The 19,907-nt window shown below is 34.6% G+C and carries 14 protein-coding genes; 11 read left to right on the forward strand and 3 right to left on the reverse strand.

All coding sequences use genetic code 11. The features are described 5' to 3' along the window. Window positions 1–9: 9 nt before the first annotated feature. A complete protein-coding gene (iglH, locus tag ACY10D_RS03640; RefSeq protein ID WP_486999417.1) occupies window positions 10–513 on the reverse strand; it encodes a type VI secretion system baseplate subunit TssF/IglH in 504 nt (167 codons plus the stop codon). 9 nt (window positions 514–522) lie between these two features. Continuing rightward, on the reverse strand, window positions 523–1,791 hold the full coding sequence (gene tssK / locus ACY10D_RS03645) for a type VI secretion system baseplate subunit TssK (protein ID WP_486999418.1): 1,269 nt from the start codon (window positions 1,789–1,791) through the stop codon (window positions 523–525). 179 nt (window positions 1,792–1,970) lie between these two features. On the opposite strand from tssK, the gene tssC reads away from it, so the two are divergent. The 8 genes from tssC to ACY10D_RS03685 all read left to right on the forward strand — a co-directional run bounded on the left by tssC (window position 1,971) and on the right by ACY10D_RS03685 (window position 13,610). Next, window positions 1,971–3,518, forward strand: a complete 1,548-nt coding sequence (gene tssC / locus ACY10D_RS03650; protein ID WP_192483616.1) for a type VI secretion system contractile sheath large subunit — start codon at window positions 1,971–1,973, stop codon at window positions 3,516–3,518. Window positions 3,519–3,552: 34 nt separating this feature from the next. Beyond that, window positions 3,553–4,170: a hypothetical protein gene (locus ACY10D_RS03655; RefSeq protein ID WP_192483617.1), complete on the forward strand. Its 618-nt coding sequence runs from the start codon at window positions 3,553–3,555 to the stop codon at window positions 4,168–4,170. A gap of 108 nt (window positions 4,171–4,278) precedes the next feature. Then, on the forward strand, window positions 4,279–4,908 hold the full coding sequence (tssB, locus tag ACY10D_RS03660; RefSeq protein ID WP_486999419.1) for a type VI secretion system contractile sheath small subunit: 630 nt from the start codon (window positions 4,279–4,281) through the stop codon (window positions 4,906–4,908). Between the two features lie 62 nt (window positions 4,909–4,970). Beyond that, entirely contained in the window at window positions 4,971–5,657 is a 687-nt protein-coding gene (locus ACY10D_RS03665; protein ID WP_486999420.1) for a DotU family type IV/VI secretion system protein, read from the forward strand. 4 nt (window positions 5,658–5,661) lie between these two features. After that, the gene (locus tag ACY10D_RS03670; RefSeq protein WP_486999421.1) at window positions 5,662–7,545 is read left to right on the forward strand and encodes a hypothetical protein; all 1,884 of its coding nucleotides are present in this window, start codon (window positions 5,662–5,664) and stop codon (window positions 7,543–7,545) included. Between the two features lie 12 nt (window positions 7,546–7,557). Further along, on the forward strand, window positions 7,558–10,857 hold the full coding sequence (locus ACY10D_RS03675; RefSeq protein WP_486999422.1) for a hypothetical protein: 3,300 nt from the start codon (window positions 7,558–7,560) through the stop codon (window positions 10,855–10,857). 38 nt (window positions 10,858–10,895) lie between these two features. After that, on the forward strand, window positions 10,896–12,137 hold the full coding sequence (locus tag ACY10D_RS03680; RefSeq protein ID WP_486999423.1) for an MFS transporter: 1,242 nt from the start codon (window positions 10,896–10,898) through the stop codon (window positions 12,135–12,137). Window positions 12,138–12,176: 39 nt separating this feature from the next. Beyond that, window positions 12,177–13,610, forward strand: a complete 1,434-nt coding sequence (locus ACY10D_RS03685) for a hypothetical protein (RefSeq protein ID WP_486999424.1) — start codon at window positions 12,177–12,179, stop codon at window positions 13,608–13,610. A 68-nt stretch (window positions 13,611–13,678) separates the two neighbouring features. On the opposite strand, the gene ACY10D_RS03690 is transcribed toward ACY10D_RS03685, so the two are convergent. After that, on the reverse strand, window positions 13,679–15,316 hold the full coding sequence (locus tag ACY10D_RS03690; protein WP_486999425.1) for a hypothetical protein: 1,638 nt from the start codon (window positions 15,314–15,316) through the stop codon (window positions 13,679–13,681). 125 nt (window positions 15,317–15,441) lie between these two features. Between ACY10D_RS03690 and iglE the strand changes: the two genes are divergently transcribed. From iglE to ACY10D_RS03705, 3 genes are read left to right on the forward strand one after another with little or no spacing between them, the layout of a single operon-like run. Next, window positions 15,442–15,936: a type VI secretion system lipoprotein IglE gene (iglE, locus tag ACY10D_RS03695; protein WP_486999426.1), complete on the forward strand. Its 495-nt coding sequence runs from the start codon at window positions 15,442–15,444 to the stop codon at window positions 15,934–15,936. Between the two features lie 12 nt (window positions 15,937–15,948). Continuing rightward, a complete protein-coding gene (locus tag ACY10D_RS03700; protein WP_486999427.1) occupies window positions 15,949–19,437 on the forward strand; it encodes a PAAR-like protein in 3,489 nt (1,162 codons plus the stop codon). Between the two features lie 13 nt (window positions 19,438–19,450). After that, window positions 19,451–19,891, forward strand: coding sequence for a hypothetical protein (locus ACY10D_RS03705; RefSeq protein WP_486999428.1), 441 nt, complete (start codon window positions 19,451–19,453; stop codon window positions 19,889–19,891). Window positions 19,892–19,907 lie beyond the last annotated feature (16 nt).

Consider the following 19,907-nt stretch of genomic DNA (forward strand, 5'->3'; position numbering starts at 1 on the left):
TTTGGAAGGCTATGTGCAGCATTTGAGTTGCTGGCACAAAAATACTGTGCATAATTTAAACCTTGATTCACATTTGATATTCGAGTTAATTAGATTTAAACATAGTGTTTGAGGTAGGTCACATGTATGGGAGGCTTGAAAGTCAAGAAAGAGGTTATGGTCTTTGATTTGGCATTGAGAAAGCTCAAAACTATGCAGTTCTTGATTGTTTAAGGATCTCATCTCACAATTTTCTAACCCATCACTAAAATGAAAACGTTGAGAAAAATCGATATGTTTAGGAAAGTTAGAGCTATTAGCTTTAATTTTACAAAGGTATATAAAAGGCGTATGGCGAAAAAACCAAGGGTATTGTTTGATATAGTAAGCATTTCGCTCCAGAGCAACCTGTTGTTCAAAATTTTGAGATAAGGTCTTAAAATGACTGGCTAAAAGATCTTGTAAAGATTCGACTAAATGTTTTGCTTGATCCTTAGAATCAAGTTTATCAATGCCTTTTTCGCTATGCTTCATCGGTGTCTCCTAAGATATCTCTACATAAGCTTGAGCCAGATCAAGATAAAGGTATAAAATACAATCATCAAATGTTGGATTGATTTCGACCCATAAGCTTTTCTCATTAATGGAGTGTTGCCATTCATTATGATCAAGTTCAAGTTTGAATACCTGACAAACGCTCAAATCAATTTGTTGTTCATTAAGTGATCCCTTGTAATGAGTTAGTGTAATGCCCGAAACAGCAAGGTTTTTCATGTGAATAAGTCGAGATTTGCTTGCAAGATAAAGGTCATCTTGCACGAGTGTTTTTGATAGATCTTTTCGTTTGATAATTAAAAAGACATCACGTGCAAGCTGAGCACGTTCATCAAGTGCGAATTGATATGTGTTAGCTAAATTTGTTAATTCACTGTTGATAAATGATTTATGATTTAGCTTGAGTGAGAAAATTTCAGCAATGGCATCAAATAAATTTTGGAAGCTCATATAATAGTCATTAAAATCTAAATACAGTTTTTTTGGTTTTTCGATGCCTTTAATAAAAGAAATCTGTACATAGAGACGATAAAATTGCTCGTAAATATCACAGATACGTATTCTCATTTGTCCCAACTGTAATTTTTGGAGCTCATAACTTAAATAAAAACAGGTCTGCTTAATAAAGTTAAGCATTGTAATTGTCGTGCTTTCAGTGATTGCAAGAGCAGATAACTCTTTGCTAATAAAGTTTTGAACACTCTCTAAAAGCTTTTGCATGGCGTAACGTGTTGGGCTCATAAATAGATTATCTAAATAAAAAACGGGAGGAATATAATTTTGTTGAATTTCCCATTTTAAACTATTGGGGTTGTACCTGAAATGAGCTAGTTTGATACCCAGACATTCATTATGTGTCGGTTTTATATCAAGCAGTAGCTGATAGCCGTTGATTTCTAACTGTTCAGTATCATGCAATAGACTTTGTTGTTTTGTTAGATGTAAATATAAACTAATATTTTCTTCTTTGGTATCGAGTAAACTTAAGTTATAGCTAAAACAATCAACTGGATTACATCGTTTCAAATTCTCGTGAGTAATCACCTCACCGGTTTTAGATAAAAGCGTTAAGTTATTAATAACAAAACGATTATAGGTAAGTGCGCTTTCATCATACTCCAAAGAGATAAAGATATCTTTTTCGATCAAATTAGTTGCCAATAAAGTATTGCAATTACTATTTGCTGTTTTGATCTGATCATCAATCGTAAATGCTTGTGCTGAAAGCACCATTCCGTTATGCCAGTGAATATTCATAATGTCGCCCTGTAGTGTTTAATAAGATAAATAATAGTCAACTACTTAAAGATTATTTACCGTTTGAGTACGGTAGGGCATGTGATTAGCTATAAATCAAAATATGCCCGTATTTATGCGGTAACGATGGGAATGAAAAACAAACATAATGCACTCAAGTCCAATGATAGGAGTAATATATGAGTGATCAAATTATCCAATTAGTAGAGTCAGCTAATTTAAATGTAACCGGTGACATTTCTGAACTAATTTCGTCGACAAAATTTAATGATGTTGTTCCCGTTGATAAGAAAAATGTCACAGAAGAGTCTGAGCTACAAGAATTTCTAACGGCTTTAACCTTAGTAATGTCAGATGATAAAAGCAGTTTTTTCTCCAAGGATGTTACGTCTCGGATTAAGCTAAAAATTGATGAGTTAGTGGATGCGCAAATTAATGAGATTATTCAAAATAAAGACTTCAAATATCTTGAGTCTATTTGGTTATCATTACGTGACATATTCCATGAAGCAGCTGATGAAAAAGATATTGAGATTTGTCTTTTGGAATTAACCAAAGAAGAGTTGCTAGATGATTTTGAGTTAAACAGTGCTGATTTTACTGGTTCAAATTTATTCAAACGTATTTATCGGGATGAATATGATCAATATGGTGGAGAGCCTTATGCGCTTAGTGTTGGCATGTTTGATATTCAAAATACGTATGATGACTTCTTTGTGCTATCTAATTTAGGCAAGATTGCAGGATCTGCACATACGCCTTTTATTAGCAATATTGGACCTGAGTTTTTTGGTTATAGTAGCTTTGAAGAGTTTGATGAGGTTAAGGATTTAGAAGGATTATTAGAAGGTTCTAAATTTAAAATGTGGAATCAATTTAGAAAAACAGAAGAATCTGCCTATGTCGGCATGACTTTTCCTCGATATTTAATTAGACGTCCTTATGATGATAGCTCAACTGAGCTATATGGATCAAGGAATCAATATTCGGTTAGTTTTTTCCGTGAAAAGCTGAATAACCCATTTGATCAAAAGTCTTATGTATGGGGTTTCTCATCTGGATTGTTGGCACGAAATATTATTACTTCATTCAAAAAAACAGGTTGGTGTCAGTATATTCGTGGTCCTTTGGGAGGCGGATTGATTGAAGATATTCCAACGTATCAATTTGAAATTGGCAATTATAAGCAAAAAACAGGGAGTGTTGAGTACTTTATATCAGACTCCCAAGAGTATGCTTTCTCTAAAGCAGGTCTTATCCCTTTTGTTGGAGATAAACGTGGCGAAGGTGGATGTTTCTTTAGCGTTCAATCAGCAAAGTTCGTTCCCGACAATCTGGAAAATTTAGATTTAATGGAAAGTATTCAAGCTAATTCTAACCTGTCATATACGCTTTCAGTATCTCGCGTTGCACATTATGTGAAATCAATGGTGAGAGACAGAATTGGTTCGAACTATGATCAGGAAAAAGTTCAAACCTTTTTGTCAGATTGGTTAAACGGCTTTGTAACGATAGCATCTAATCCAAGTGATGTGACGTTAGCCTATTTTCCGTTTAAAGAGGCAAGTGTCAAAGTTGAACCTCAACCAGGTAAACTTGGTTGGTATGGTTGTTCAATTGATCTTGTACCACATATTCAACTAGAAGGTATTGATGTTTCACTGCGTCTTGCAACCAAATTACCGATTGGTGAGGGAAGCGATGAAGCTGAGTCTGATAGTGAATAAGAATAATCAATAAAATAAGAAAAGGAGTCTATATATGTCAGTAATAAGTTCTCAAAATGTGCAAATATCAAATGGTCATGTTACGTTTAGCTCTGTACATAATGCGTGGATAAAAGGGCATACAGGAGATAGAGAGCTTGCGCATGCTGCGCGTTTTTATGCCAAAAGCTTTTCATTTGCAAGTACTGCTGCAGATGATAAGTTTGCTGCTCAAGATGGTGGTTCTGAATTGGGGACAACAGAAGATGCACCGATTCTAATCACGCAGGCAACATTTCCTCTTTATCCAAAGCAAACTGATGCACAAGTGTCTTTGTCTGGTTATATTACTTATAATCAGGGTCAAGCAATTTCAGATAAGCTTGATAATATGGGCAGCACACCTGTCATGGAGTTTGAAATTTCTGAGCTTAATGAGAATCAAATTATCTTAGATAATAAGGAAATGACATTTACTTATGGTGTTAAAGTTGATGATGCCATTAAGTTTAGAGTAGCTAAGGATAATATCCAGATTATTCCAGATGACAAAGGTAATCTTGCTGAAATACATATTACAGGCGGTAACTATTCAGAAGATGTGTCGTCAACTATACACGTACAAACAAGACAACCTAATAATATTCAATCTTTCAAGGTTGCCAACGCCTAGATAATTGTTATCAATGACGTAAACTTTGTTTAGTTGCATAAGTTGCTTTGCTAGGGGGATGCAGCTAAATATTTTCCTTTAAATTCTTGACGTACTCAGGAGAAAATCATGTCGTATAAGCAAAAAATTCCAAGCTCTAGAGTTAATATTACTTATGATATTGTCTCGGCAAATAATGAAAAAAAGAAAAAAGAATTACCACTTAAGATTCTTATTATGGGTGACTTCTCTCTTGGTGAGTCTAAGGAGATGAAAAAATCATATTATGATAGAACGGTATTAAATGGTAAGGGGGGCGTTAATGCGGTATTGTCAAAGCTAGATATTAGTAAAACGATTAGTGTCAATAATAGAATTACGCCACATCAAACAGATAAACTTGATATTGATCTACAACTTAAGAATATCAATGCCTTTAGTCCATTGTCTCTGGCAAATCAGATTCCTGCACTTAAAAAGTTGTTACGATTAAAAGAGATTGTTGCAAATTTTGAGACAACCTTTGATAACAATCGAGCGTTTCAAGAGAAAATTCGCGAGATGCTTGCTAATGCTGAGAATAAAGAAATAATTAAAAAATCCTTGGTTAATATTGAGGAATATAATGCCTTATTAAATGCCAATAAGCATGTGCCCAAAGTGCTAGAAGAAGCAGCTAATGTGGCTGATACAACGGCATTGATTGAGGGTGAAGAAAGTGCTGAAAATATAGAAGAACAACCAAAAGATAAAGAGTAACGCTCAACATTATCTCATTTTAAATTACATTTTGCCAAAAAGAAGCATATGGGGAATTTCTGATGGATCATCAAACATTATGGATGCTATGGCTTGATATTGTTCAACAAGCACAAGACATTAAAAAGTATGTTCATCCAGAGCTAGAAAAAGAAAAAGCTACTGATAATCTAACAATCTATCGCACGGTATTAGTAGAAAAAATAGAATGTTTTAAAAGTAATTTGGAACAGAAATATTCTGAGAGCATCCTATTTTATATTCTATTTCCATTGGTCAGTTTTTGTGATGAAAAAGTGAACTTATATTTATTTAATCATATGAGTTTATCCAAAGCGAGTTGGGAGTCATTGCAAACAGAGTTTTTTCAAAGACGAGATGGTGGAGAGCATTTCTTCAGAATGATTGATGCTATTTTGGCTAAAGAAGTCAAAGTTCCGATTGTTATTCCAATACAGATCAACTTGCTATTAAAAGAAGGTTTTAAGGGGAAATACCATCTTGCTAATCAATATAATATTACGCTGTATGAGAAGAAACTTGAAACGATGATTGAGAATGAATCTGGATGCGATGTTATTAATAAAGGCTATGAAAATGTGCTTGAGAGTTTGTCTATACATCAAACACTGCAGTCAACTAAATCGCGATGGTCTAAGCGATTTTTAACTAAATCACACTACATAAGTGCCGCACTTTTAGGTATTGCGGTTGTTTGTAGTAGTTACCTATTCTTAATACTGAGGTAAGGCTATGCTCGATAATACGAACACGTTACAGCGCAAGGTCTATTATGATGCATTATCACTAGTAGTAAAGCCGTTGAATGATCGTTTTGAGACACAAGGCGATGGTGTTGTTATTGCGCCCAAGTATATAGATCAATTAGTATTTAATCTTAAAACATATGGTTTTGAAGGTAAAATTAGTTTTACGTTATCCTCTAAAAACTCAATGAATGAAGATTTAAGTTTTCTTTTAAATAATAGAGGAATGTTTGCATTAGAGTTTATATTGCAGGTCAGAGATCATATACAGCTATCCAATGCGAATACACTGCCAATGCAGAGCAATACAATTAAACTTATGGCAGTTTTTGATCCATTATCAAAAAATCCAGGCACTTTATTGAGTTTATCTGAAATCAAGTTCAATCAGTTTCAAGACCAACAGCAATGTGAAGTATATGAGGCAAATCAAGTATTCAATTTTACATTTTCTGACCCTTTAGCTGCCATTGCCAAGAAAATTAAAACAATCAAGGTCTTTCAAGACAGCACTTATAAAGATGTTATAACCTCAATGTCTTCAGCATTCTCAAATCTCGTCAAGCTCGAAATTGATGATGCGCTGACTCAATTTACTCAAGATAAGCAACCCTATATATGTATTAATAGTATTGAGTTTGGATTGTATAACTCCTTGATAGAGTGGTTATATGATTACCAACTACAGCTTTATTTTAATTATGACAAGCAAGAATACTTTATCAGCAGTCAGGTCGAAACCTATGCTGGTCAGTATGAGGTTAGTAATGGCACTTTATCTACTCCCGATACACATAAACTAGATAAAGTGCTATTACTAAATACACAACAAGCACTAGGGAAGTGTAATATTGCAAATATCAGTTATCCGCTGCCGAAATCACAACTATCATCGATAGACAGGGGGTTGACTGATGACGTGTTTTCAAGAGTCGCTCCTAGTTATTACCAAATTCCAAATCAATATCAGCAATATGTTAATTATGTTGAGAAAAAGGAACAAAATGAAGACTCATCTGCTTACCTAATACAGTTAGAATTTGGCAATTTACCGACGCAGTTGCCACTTTACCCTGTTAGTGGATTCAGTTTCCCAGATGGTTTCTTTGACTCATATGCTAACGAGTTAAATGACAGTTATCGTATAACAGCAATTGCTTTTGAATTTAAGTTTCACCAAGATCTACAAGACTATCGTGCTTTTGACAGTCACAGTCGCCTAACAAATGAGATGATAGATCAGAAAATGCCGCTCAATATTGCAACTAAATTAACACTTATTTCTGATAAATCAACAGCAATAGACTTACCTGCATATCAAAAAACGACAGCATTTAAAGCGCAAGCATGTGTGATAAAAGACGATGCATCAACAGATGACATATATGCAACATCAGTTTATCAGGGCGCCACCAAAACTGCATCAGATATTTCACAGCAGCCATCGGATAATACGAGCTATCATCGATTCACACCTTATAGCGATGATCAAATGTCGTACCATATTGAGTTGCCGAGTTTATTACTTGCTGACGATGAGGCAAGTAACAGCTTTGCCGCAGTGGTAAAGCCTAATAATTTATTAAGCCAAGCTTATTTTCCTTTAAGAAATAATACACAAGTATGGGTTGATTTGCATCGTGAATACATAGAGATTTCAGGATCACTTATACACCATGTTAACTCAGACATATTTGCATCTGAAACATCGCAGGTGACGGGTATAAACTGGGGTAGTCAAAATGAAGCAACAATACGTTATGAAGTAGATAGCCAAGATAGTGCTCTATATATTGAGCAAAACAATGATAGTGGTAAAAAAACGCTACAAATCAACAAAGATGGCTTCACACTTAAATTGACAGATTAAGAGGTAATGCATATGAGTATTTTATTAACTTTTTTGAAAAATTATGGGTCATCAATTGCAATTGTTGCTGTTATTATTGTGCTGCTCCTTTTTTGGAGAAGGTATAAGAAATATATTAAAAAATTAGCTAATTTTATTGTCTCAATTTCAAAGGGTATATTTCGTTCATCAACAAAAAATCGCTATCTTAAAGGATTAAGGACCTGTCTTAGCAGATTACCTGCAAATGTTTATCCAGGGTTATCCAATAAACAACCTTATTTATTACTTAATTTTGCTCAGGATCAATTTGTAATTGATGAGACAGGGTTAGGAGAGCTAATTGCAGGAAATAAATCAAGTATTAATAAAGATTCTTGTTTTTATTTATCAAACAATTTTGTTATCCATGAGTTGCATGATTTAGATCAAGTTGATTTTGATGCATTAGAAGCATGTTGGTTGAAGATATCTCAAAAAACAAAGCGTATTCCTATTGTTGTCGTTCACGATAAGCTAGATGATCTAACACAGAAAAAAGCAATGCTTGTGGCATCTAGCTTAAATATTTTTGCTCAAAAATTAGAAATTCAACCGATTGTGAGCCTGTCATTTTCAATGCAGAATCTTGAGGGTTATGACGCGTATCAAAAGCTGTCAATGGTTAGTGAATACATTCCTATAAAAACGATTTCAGAAGAGAGAATTTCAGATGCTAATTTGATGGTTAAGGAATGGGCGAAGCTGCCACTTCAATACTTTGAGCAACATGAGACTGAGATTATCAAGGCGGTGGGTTATAATGTTCAAAAAGTCAGTGAAATCCATAACTTCTTACAAAAGGTGCTAACCTATCAAAATAGTGTCGAGCATTACTATGCTGCGATTATATCCAATTCACCACAGAGTATTCGCAATTTACTATTGTATATGCCGCGTCAAAAAACATCATATCAACAAAATATCTTCAGCTTTGTATTATCAGGTGATAAGAAGGGAATAAATATCAATTATCCTGCAGTTAGTGGCTATGGTGTTGGTGTTATTGGTGTTGTTTATTCTTCTGTGTTACTTGCAAATGCTATTGGGTTTCAAGCACAAGTAGATGATATTTCAAATAATATTAATTATGCTGATACGCCTTTAGATATCAGTCAACTCCAAGAAGCATATCGTGATCAGTTGGCATCAGACCCATCAGCATATGGGGTTAGCCTACTACCGCAATACTATATTGCTAAAGTACTAAATAGGGCGTATAGTCAAGAAATCTTATCCAAGGTGAAAGCACTTATTGCTAAAACACCAACCGAAACAACGCGAATTTTAATGTCTTATTTATTCGTGGCAAATCATGATGACGTTAGAAAAATCATTCAACAAAATAAATATGTTTGGCAAGAAATAACTGATTTAAATGCTAATGAAATTGATACGGTCTTAAATTATGCGGCTAACTTTGATGCTTCAGATTTAGGAAAAATTGTTAATAGTAATACCTCATTAACAGGTAGCGATAATTATACAGTGAAAATTAGCGATGCGTATTTCAAGTATTTATTATCTTCAAGTTCAGTGACGATTAATGATTGGCAGCGATTTATAGAGCAAGAATTTTTGCCTTTGGTCAAAGTTAATTTATTGACGTCATTATCACATACTGATAATTGGCTGACACATATGCTTTACCCTCAACAATCACATATTCCATCAATTAAAACACAGATTAGCAAATCAGATTACCAGCATTTAAACGATTTAATTCAAGTGAAGTCCTTTAAAAACTATTTGGATTTGCCAAGTACAATTGATTCCTTAAGTCAGGTTGTTTCCCTGCTCAATAAAACACAATTGATGGTTGGTGATCTTAAAAAACATATGGACTCACCATTACAACAAAAAATGGTTGAAAGTCTTTTAAAGGCGCGAGTTAACTCCATTAGTGCAATGGTCGTAAGTGCGAATAACTATGACATATTAAAGCAAACACAATCAGATAGTACATTAGTGAGCTTTCAAAACTATTCCATTCCTTTGATATATACTAAAGAAGGGTTAGACCAATATGTGGTAAAAATTATTGGTGACTATAAGAAGCTCAGTGCATCGCTTGGGAAACAAGCTAATATGAATGTGCTTGATACTTGGCAAAAGCAAGTTGTTGATCATTACACCAATCAATATATAGAAACGTATACTAACTTGATGTCTAATCTGCTAATGCAACAATCTAAAGGAGAGCCTCAATACTTAATAGGAATTAAAAACTATTTGACGCAGATAAGTTCTATCCAAGTTTGGCAGTTGATCTATTCATTTTATAACGAGAACACTAAAGAGGTGCTAATGAAAGATTATCCATTTACCAATGAAATTAGCAATCAATTCACTTCTTTAAATGCATTTTTGAGTAATCAGCAGTTAAGACAGCAATATGTTGATATCTTATCAGAGTTAGCTACCGAATTATCACAGCCGAATAATGCAATTGTAAAAATAACTAAAAATGAGCTAATTGAAGATGATAACTCGTATAGTAAAATGTTGTCATCAGTGCTGAAACAACAGAATATTCCACAATCGCTCATTGACAGTTTGCTATCTCCGGTACATATGGTCGTAAGGCATGGTGTTAAACTTATTGAGAAACAATCGGCACAAAAATGGCAAAAATTTACTACGGCATTGTCAACTCGATTTGCTAGGATGTATCCATTTTCTCCGACTGCAAAGATGACGGTGAATTTGAGGATGTTAAATGATCTGTTATTGGGGCAGTCAAGTCTATATAAAAGCTACTTTGATTTAGTCTCACCATTTTTAATTAAAAATGACAGTGGCGAATATGTCTGTAAAAAGATCACCTATTTAAATACTTGTCCAATTGATACTGCAGATATTAATGCGATTAACCAATTGCAATCACTAATAATAGATTTAGAGGATGCCAAGGGTAATCCGCAGTCACTTCCTGCTGAAATACATATTGATCAATATCGTAATATTACGTCTGAAGGACAGGGTATAAAATATGCATTTGTAAATTTTGATAATCAAACATTCTATGGCATCAATACAGATATTGGCTGGCTAAAAGCAAAAATTAATTGGTGGCAGCCACTTACCTTAAAGGTAGGGATTATCCTTAATAATGGTCAGGTTTATAATAGCAGTAAAAATTATGTTAATGGTTTTGCATTATTACAGGATTATGCCGCTAATGAGCAAAATGGTAAATGGAAAGTGATGATTCCTAAAACAGGTGTTAATGTTGATATTTCATTAAAATCAGCGACAATTGATAAGCTATCAATGCTGGCACAAGAAATTTAGCACGCTACTACAATATGAATTTGAGGTAATTTTATTATATGAGAAAATCAATTTTTGCTTTGCTATTTGTTGTTTTTATTGATGCCTTAGGCATAGGGATATTATTTCCTATTTTAAGTGCTGTTATTATGAATCCACAAACTCACTTTGTAGCATATGGAACCAGTACAGAAACAAGGCAGTTATATTATGGAATAACCATTTCAATTTTTTTCATTTGTTGGTTTGTAGGCGCAATATACTTGGCTAAAACATCAGATCAAATTGGACGCAAACGTGTATTGCTGATTTGTTTGGTTGGGCTTTTCATAGGGTATGGATTAACAGGGCTAGCAATTGCGTTTAATAGCTTATTACTTCTCATCGTTGGCAGGGTTGTTGGTGGGATAACAGCAGGTAGTCAACCCATTGCGCAGGCCGCCATTATAGATGTAAGCAGCACAGAAGAGCGTACTAAAAATTTGGGGTTAATCATGTTTGCATTTTCGTTAGGGCTTATAGCTGGGCCTATTATTGGAGGATTGCTATCTGATAAAAGTTTATGCTCATGGTTTAATGATCAGCTTCCCTTTTACCTTACGCTAATATTAATTGCGATTAATATCTTAATTCTCTTAATAACTTATCAAGATCAAACAAAGTTGAAAAAAAGCAGTTATTATTTTAAACCAACTGAGATAGTAACCCAATTTTATGGTGTTTTTAAAAATAAGAATGTTCTCAAGTTATCGGTTGTATTCTTTTTAATGCAAATATCGTTTAATACATTCTACATATTTTTACCAGTCTATTTGTACAGGAAATATCATTATGATGTTTTTATGAATAGTTTGATGATGCTTGTATTAGGAATTGCAATGGCAATTAGTACAATCTTCTTAGTTCCATTATTTGAAAAACACTTTAAACAAAAGCAGTGTGTGATTATAAATCTATCAGTTATGGCTATAATGCTTTTTTTACTGCTCATTAATTGGAAAAGTTATGACATCCTTATATTTGGAGGCGCTTTTATGCTAGCTTTTGGTGTTGCATATACCAATATGTTGGGTATGTTTTCTCATTCAGTTTCAGATAAGAAGCAAGGCTGGGTAATGGGTGTTACTGTTTCGTTATTTACATCAGGTTCAGCAATTACATCATTGTTTGGTGAAAAGTTATTAGATATATCAGTTAATCTTCCTTTTATCTTGGCGATTATAGTCTTTGTTTTGACTGCTATACTGTTATATTTTTTGAATATTGGAAGCTATCTGGTATCGAAACAAGTTAATGATTAAATAGTAACTATAGATTAAACATTTTTAAAGGAGAAATAAGTGACAATTGAAAAGCTCATGCCAATAGCCGTTGCATTAAGTCATATGGCGCGTATTTATATTCCAACCTCATTTAATTTATCTTTAAAAGCAGGTGCTGATGATTACCAAATTACCAAAGCTTCTCTAGATATTAGGGGCCGCATTTTCGAAGATCATTATTTAAGTGTAATGCACGTTGGCTATGGGACTTGTGGTTATTTATCAGCAATGATGAGGTTTATAGCAACTCATATAAAAAAACCAGATGAATTGGCAGGAAAAATTTATTTAACGCATATTCTACTGATGGATCATGTCTATTGTTTGCTACATTCTTCACAGGTTCTCCATGAATTTGGATCAGACTTAAAACAATCTACCGCTACAAGGGTTTATGCAGAAAGCCTTTTTGAGATGGCTTCAAAGAGTAATTTGAGTGATGCAATTATAGTTGATCCATGGATTTACAAAGTAACACCATTAAAAGATTGGTTAAAACACATTGAGTATGCTGCGCAATTTGATGGTACTGTACCAAAGATGTATTCTCAAAAAAATAAATTAGGCAAAGAAGTAGGTATGGTTCAGAAAGTGGTTGGTCGCCCCCGCGATGTAATTCCAAAATCTGTTATTGTAGGTGAGCATTATAATAAGATTCACTATGAAAAAGTAGAACAAAAAATGCAGGGATTATTTCACAAGTTGGTTAGCGCCTACAAACAGTCTAAACTAAATATGAAATTCAACAACCAATATGGACAATATGATAACCATCTAAAAGGTTTAGGAAAAGATAATGCAAATATACTTTGTACTAATTTTTATGAGAAGTTTAAGAGAGTTTCTAAAATATGCGAGCATTTACAAGAGCTTGTGACCAAACTTAAGGTAAAGTCGAGACACAACCGTTGTATTACTAGCACGAGGTTTAACAATACTAAGTATAAGGCATATTACATTATTGAGAACCATTTGCAGTTGATTCAGAAAGTTCCTGAAAATTTTTGGCCGGGTCTTATCAAAGTATTGTCTGCAGAAGTTAAAGAGATAGTAAAAACAATGTTGTACATTGCTTTCCACGTTCGCTATAAGAACTTATTTAAAGACCATAAAAATATTACACTTGGTGATCTTCATACAACAACATCCGGCAATGAGTTGATCCGTGTGCTTAACTCTAATACTAAATATTTGGATATATTTAACTTTTGTGGCTTTAGTTTAGATCAGAATAGTCAGGTTAAGATTACATATACCGAGTTTGTGCAACAAATAATAGGCACCTATCATGGGCGTGTTTATGATTTTTATGATAATAGTTTGTATTATGATCAATACTTGGTGAGAGCATATAATTTACCAAGCTCAGTATTGGGTATTGCTTATAAAGATAGATCAATAACCCAAAAGGAAGAAGCTATGTTGAATCTTGAATATGGGTTTGATATATGATATTTATTGCAATTTAAGACTGTAGCTATAGTTGGGAGTGCTCATGACAACGCCATTTCTATAGCTATTTAAAAATACCAAATCATTTTATAAAAACTCGATAAATGCTTATTCCACTTTCTTGCAATATATCTAAAGTATTTTAAGTCGTTACGATCGAAAGAGTGGATATAATCTTCTTTCATTGAGTTACATATTTGATCACCAAAATATATTATTTTGTCTTTGAGTATTGTGTAAAATGAGTACTTACCTGATTTGATGCATAACGTGCTCATTGATTTCTCAAGGCAAGTAATGATTTGCACAATAACACCAAGATAGATTTCACGCTTCAAATTTACAGGTAGGCGATCTCTTAGAATATTGGTTGTTTTTATGATAATTTCTAACTGTGAGGTATATAGGGCGTAGTAGATTTCTCTTACCTTTCCAACCTGCCCATGAAAGCCCTGCCTATAGTGTAATGTATTAGAGATTGTGGATTCACCCCATAGTACGGCCTTGCCACCAATGCTAGCAGGATCTAAAGCAGCTGAAAAAGGGAGCTCTAGCCCCATATCTGCACCAACTTTTACATCAAAACAATCTTTTTGATTATTTGTTTGATGTCGATACTCATCAATCGTCTGTTTAAATATTAATAGGAATAATTCTGCATAACGCTTAAGATGGTAGTCGGTGTCAACACTTTGATTCAATTTTAAGTCTTGTGTTATCTTAGGATTAAACTCAGATCGTGCATTCTCTTTGTTCCATAAGCTTTCTAAAGTTGTGCACAGATTATATATTGCTGGGTCATTATCAATGGTTTGTTTTATTAAAGGATTTTTCTGCAAAAGGCTCATAATAATATGAAGTATTTTATTCATATTTACATCGCCAGTTGCTTTTACATTTTTATCGGTAATATCCGGAGAAATAGGCTTTAGCCTTTTTTTGGTTCCATCATACATATTGATTTCTTTACCATTGATGAATCCTTGTGTGATGTTTTCTGATAGTACATGCTCCCATCGTGCAATTAATCTTTCAAAGGCATTCCAAACGGATGAGTCAGAAGAGGTATTTTCAAGTTGATCTTTAAGCCAAGCACCTTGTTTTGAGATAAATGGATTTTCTGAGCGATGTCCTGCTGACATACGACCGAAGTCAATCCATTGGCTGTGAAATGTTTTAAATCTAAAATTATCTGCTGCAATTTTTCCTCGATCACCAAAATTAGCAGAATATCTAAAAATCTGTAACATTGGTGTGATTAAAAACTTTAAGAAGTAGGAGGCGGAGGTTGGGCCAACAAATGTCCTATCACTATAGTTTGTTTCTATGTATTTTAGATCTGTTCTTAGAGACTTAATATATTCACTATAGGTGAAATGCTCTTTGTTTAATTTCTTCATCCCTGAGAGGAAATGTTCTTTAAATCCAGTTTTCCCGAGACCAAAAATTGCTTTTGGATCTGTTGCAATTAGTCGACCCTTGGAGGACCAGCGAACATTAAACCGAAAAAAAACCAAATTAATATGCCACGCATTTTTTTGATGTTCATTCCACTTATTGGAATAAAGTGCAGTAGCACGATTGGTAGCATTAATAAATAGCTCCATCAGCTCCAAATAATAGTTTTCATCGGAGTCATTAACCAAGCTGCGTATAAAAGAGTTTCTATTAACAATTTGATTTAAAGCAGATCTTGATGTGGTCATGTGGATTCCTTCTTGTAAGCTTATATGCTAATGAATGGATATCTGCATATTTTTGCTAAATACCATTCTATCTAGTTTTAGAAAAGCGTATTACCGAATAAATACGGTACTTTTGATGGTGCTATATGAAGGATAATAATGGTGTTCTAAATACGTATAACTGGAGGATTGCAGTGAAAAAAAGATTAATAGAGTTTATTAAGTTGCTTGTTCTAGCTTGTAGTATTGCATCGCTTTCAGGGTGTTCAATTTTTAGTACAGACAAAATTCCTGATAATAAAGCGCCAGAGCAAACTATGACAATTTCTGTTGGAAAAAATGTTAACTCTGGACATAGTTTTTATGTGGTGATTAATACAAATGATGATGTTAAAAATTATATGGCTGAAACTAAAAACAATATCTATCAACAAATGTTAGATCAAAAGCTCTTAAGTTATCAGGTTTTTCCTGGACAAGAAAAGAAGATTACAATATCACCAGAGCAAAATAGCAAATATCTGGGGGTTTACTTTTTGGATAAAGCATTGATAGATGCCGAGCGATGGTCTTATCTATTACCCGTTTCTGGGAAGTCTCACACCTTAAATGTAACAGCTTCCAGTGTGGATATAAATTAGAGAGCGCATTATATGAAAGTGGTGGGCAATGTTACTGATCAAATGCGCGAGCTTTTGAAGCGATATAAAACATATGATGAGTTTGAGGCAGACTCACCCCTTCATGATATTGACAAAACGCCTTATAAAATGCTTTTTCATCAAGATAAGCTTCTGACTGCTCTTTCTGCGGATAAGCTTTATCAATGTCCGGATTCAGCAATATTTAATCAGTCTTTTGAGGACAAGTATAATTCGGAAAATGTAATTCCAAATCGCCAGAAAAGCGTTGCCAAGGCTATTAAAGATTGTGCAAAAGCCCATGATTTAGAGACTAGAGCGCCTGCAATGCATCATTTGCAAGAAAGTTATCAAGGACTCTCTAGTTATGTGCAAACAATTGGTGGTTATGCTAAGAAGGCACCTTTAAAGAATCTCCTTGAAGAAGCTGGGAAAAATACAACCATTTTACAGCATCAGATAAAGTCTCATATTGAGTTAGAAAAAAAACTGACAGAAAAGCCAAGTGCAAACAATGAGCAATCAGGTGCAAGTAATGCAATGGCAATAAATAAGCAAAGTGAGCCTTTAGAGTCATCAATACACAATCATACTACAGCAGTGAAATCACAACTTTCCAAGCAAAATAGTACATTGGATGCATTACAGCAACAGAATGTAAAATCAGCCCAATCTGAAATACAACAACTATCTAAGCATACTGCCTCATTATCATCTGCTACAAAATTATCATCGATAACTGACAAAAATAATGCTAAGTATAATGTTCTAAAGAAATCAAAATCTGCACTTATAGAGAAGGTTAATGAACAAAATAAGCTTATTGAGCGCATTGTTCAAAATGAATATAAAGCAGGCAATCTTGAGAAGGTTAAGACATTAAGATCGAATATTTTAGACTTAAGATCAACGCAATATCAAATAGATGATATTCAGGAAGATTACAAAAAAGCGTATGGTCAGTCTATTCCTGAATCGGAATATTTACCTAAGCAAACAGATAGCAACAATACTGCCAAGGCTCTCGAAAAAACAGAAGAAACACAGCTAATACAAGATAAACAAGTAGCAGACGATAACTCAAAAACTCGAACAAAAACAGTTAGCAAATTGCGTCAGTTGACAAAAACCAAAAATATTCAACTAGGTGAAGTTCTCAAAGGGCTAAAAGATATGAGTGATAGTGCTGGCAATAAGGTAATGAGTGCACAACTTGCTACACTGGTGCCCTCAAGCCTTGTTGGTAGCAAAAAAGTATTGATCCCAAACACCGTATCCTTACCGCAAAGCTCAAGTAATAACGTTCATGATACTGTGAGTGATTTAGCAAGTGATTTGAGCAATTCTCTTAACCAAGAGGTCAATACAGTTGATCAAGCAAGTTCAGCGTTTCAATCTTTAAATAACGCAATCAATACTAATGTAAGCAATTTAGCAAACGATATTAACAATCCTTTTAATCAGGGTGTTAACAAACTAGGTCAAGCAAACACGATGCTGCAATCATTAGCTGGTAAAATCAATTGTTGTAGTGATTTGCAGCAACCAGAGATTAAAGCGCAATTACCAGAAATTGGCAATTTACTTACTGATGGAACCAATTTGCTCAGTAGCAATATACTAGAGAGTAACCCCCTTGCAAATACGGCAAATGCTTTAAGTGCTTATCAGGCAGAGTTATCTAATTTAATGAGCTTAAGTAGTAATGAGATGCCTGCGATATCTATGCCATTTCCTGCTATGCCAACAAGCTCACCATTTGATCAAATGGCAGCAGACTTATCTCAAATAAGTCTTGATGGAGTTTTAGCACCACCTGCTATATCACTACCTGATTTAGCCGGCTTGAATGAAGGTCTACCACAGATAGATTCTGTCATGCCAACTAATATTAATAGTCTAATGGTCAATGGAATGAGCTTGGCCGATATAGAGGGAGAATATTCATCTACCTATACGCAATTGATGGGCTTAAATACCACTTTAAGTGCATTACAATCGCAATATAGTTACGATGCATTAGAAGCGCAAGCAAAGCAGACGCTTGCTATGCAACAAGCAAATTTAAATCAACAATTAAGTACGCTTAATCCTGAGAATTATACGCAAGTAAATTTAGCCAATCCCTACGATGGCTTGGTAGATCAAACCTATCAAAATGCAGTTTCTCAACTTGAGGGTGGATTTCAGCCATTGCAGTTTAATCAAGCCAATCTTGCTAACTTTAGCAACGGTTTGGTATTGCCTGATTACCATAATGTTATTTCTTCCTCAGGTTCAGATCTTGAGAATGCATTTTCTGGCTTCAATGCGCAGCTTTTGCCGTTGGCAAATATCAGTAATGTACCACAAATGCTAGATACCGATGCATTACTAGGTGAGGCCTTGGCTGAAATGCCAACAACACCTAATGTTTCAGGGCAATTAGATGATATGAATCAGAAACTTGCTACCTTAAGTTCAGGTTTTGGTACAAGTGAACTTACCGCACAAATAACGGATAAAATGCCAGACATCCCAAGTGGTGCTGACTTATCTTCACTCATGAGTCTGGCTTTTATAATCGGTGGTATTGATCAGTCACTTTGTGATCTACCAATAATGGCATTTAACATTCCTTTTCCTGATATCTCGTTGTCATTGCCACAAATTCCCAATATTGTAATGCCCGCAATTAATCTTGATTTACCATCGCTTCCTAGTGTGAACTTTCCAAGCTTGCCTGACTTTAGTGGACTGTCTGATCTGCTTAATCAGATTATTGCTACCTTATTACAAATTTTAAATTCAGTTAAAGATTGTCAGGGCGCACTTCTAAATGAAATTAACTCCTTGATAAATCAATTATCATCACTATTGCCGACATGGTCCGGATTTGGTATGTCGGCTGTGAGTTTTCCTTTTCCATTTTCATTGAACTTGCCCGATTTATCATTGCCAAACATTAATTTACCAACCATTCCATCTTTACCTCAGTTGCCCGATTTATTGGGAATGTTAGGAAGTCTAATTCCAAATCTTATCGCACTTCCGAGCATTCCCTGGCCAAGTATCGCACCATTAGCTATCGCATTAGCATGTGTTGAATATGCGCTAGGCATCTATCAAGAGCTACCAGCTCAGGCAGAGTTGGGTGTTGCAGCAGGCGCAACCTTAAAATGCCCATCTTCATTGCAGCCTTTTATCATTAACAAACCACCAACGGGTATTAATTATGGACCTGGTAAAACAATGGTCACACAAATGGACAATGCTGCATTTATTAATTTTATTCCTAGCCAATGTTGCAATAATAGTTCAAACCCTTATATCTCAGCAACTCAAGGTATGCTGCCAACGTTTTGTATGATGAGTTTTATGCCATTTGAAAATGCTTCTAACAATATAGATGCTGATGGTCAGGATGTTGTTACCAGTAGTAGTACACTGAAGTGTGCATTATGTAATGTCGATGTAACGGTAGAAAATCCGAATCAAGAAACCGTTAAAATTCATTTATAGTTAAGAGGTCGTTATGTCAGGAGATAATAATTCATCCATCGCTCAAAAGATCGATAATATTAGTTTGTCATTAAGCTCTTCTTCGGCTTCAGTGTCGCAAGTGCTTGATTTGTCAGAGGAGATGGTTACAAGCTCAGCGGCAAATATCAAACATACGGCAACAGAGCAAATGATTAGTGAGGTAAAGCCCTCAGGAAGTGCTGTTGCAACGATGAGCATGGATCAAGAGGGAAAGGTTCTTTTAAGCGGTAGTGATATGACAATGGAGCTAGAGTCATTAACTATTCAGATTGGTAGCAGCAAGCTCACTTTTAAGGATGGAGAGCTAGAAATTAATATTGGTGGTAGTTCATTTACGATTGATGGATCTAATATTGAGGCACAGGTTTCAAGTAACATTACCATGAAAGCTTCAAGAATTCGTCAGATGGCAAATCAAGTAACACAAGATTAGAGGAGAAAAAATCAAC

The sequence above is a fragment of the Cysteiniphilum sp. genome (assembly GCF_057495195.1).

Excerpts from the sequence above, each read along its gene's own strand:
- tssK (WP_486999418.1), bottom strand. The coding sequence starts at position 1,791 with ATGAATATTCACTGGCATAACGGAATGGTGCTTTCAGCACAAGCATTT.
- ACY10D_RS03675 (WP_486999422.1), top strand. The coding sequence starts at position 7,558 with ATGAGTATTTTATTAACTTTTTTGAAAAATTATGGGTCATCAATTGCA.
- ACY10D_RS03690 (WP_486999425.1), bottom strand. The coding sequence starts at position 15,316 with ATGACCACATCAAGATCTGCTTTAAATCAAATTGTTAATAGAAACTCT.
- iglH (WP_486999417.1), bottom strand. The coding sequence starts at position 513 with ATGAAGCATAGCGAAAAAGGCATTGATAAACTTGATTCTAAGGATCAA.
- ACY10D_RS03680 (WP_486999423.1), top strand. The coding sequence starts at position 10,896 with ATGAGAAAATCAATTTTTGCTTTGCTATTTGTTGTTTTTATTGATGCC.
- tssC (WP_192483616.1), top strand. The coding sequence starts at position 1,971 with ATGAGTGATCAAATTATCCAATTAGTAGAGTCAGCTAATTTAAATGTA.
- ACY10D_RS03700 (WP_486999427.1), top strand. The coding sequence starts at position 15,949 with ATGAAAGTGGTGGGCAATGTTACTGATCAAATGCGCGAGCTTTTGAAG.
- tssB (WP_486999419.1), top strand. The coding sequence starts at position 4,279 with ATGTCGTATAAGCAAAAAATTCCAAGCTCTAGAGTTAATATTACTTAT.
- ACY10D_RS03705 (WP_486999428.1), top strand. The coding sequence starts at position 19,451 with ATGTCAGGAGATAATAATTCATCCATCGCTCAAAAGATCGATAATATT.
- iglE (WP_486999426.1), top strand. The coding sequence starts at position 15,442 with ATGAAGGATAATAATGGTGTTCTAAATACGTATAACTGGAGGATTGCA.
- ACY10D_RS03665 (WP_486999420.1), top strand. The coding sequence starts at position 4,971 with ATGGATCATCAAACATTATGGATGCTATGGCTTGATATTGTTCAACAA.
- ACY10D_RS03670 (WP_486999421.1), top strand. The coding sequence starts at position 5,662 with ATGCTCGATAATACGAACACGTTACAGCGCAAGGTCTATTATGATGCA.
- ACY10D_RS03655 (WP_192483617.1), top strand. The coding sequence starts at position 3,553 with ATGTCAGTAATAAGTTCTCAAAATGTGCAAATATCAAATGGTCATGTT.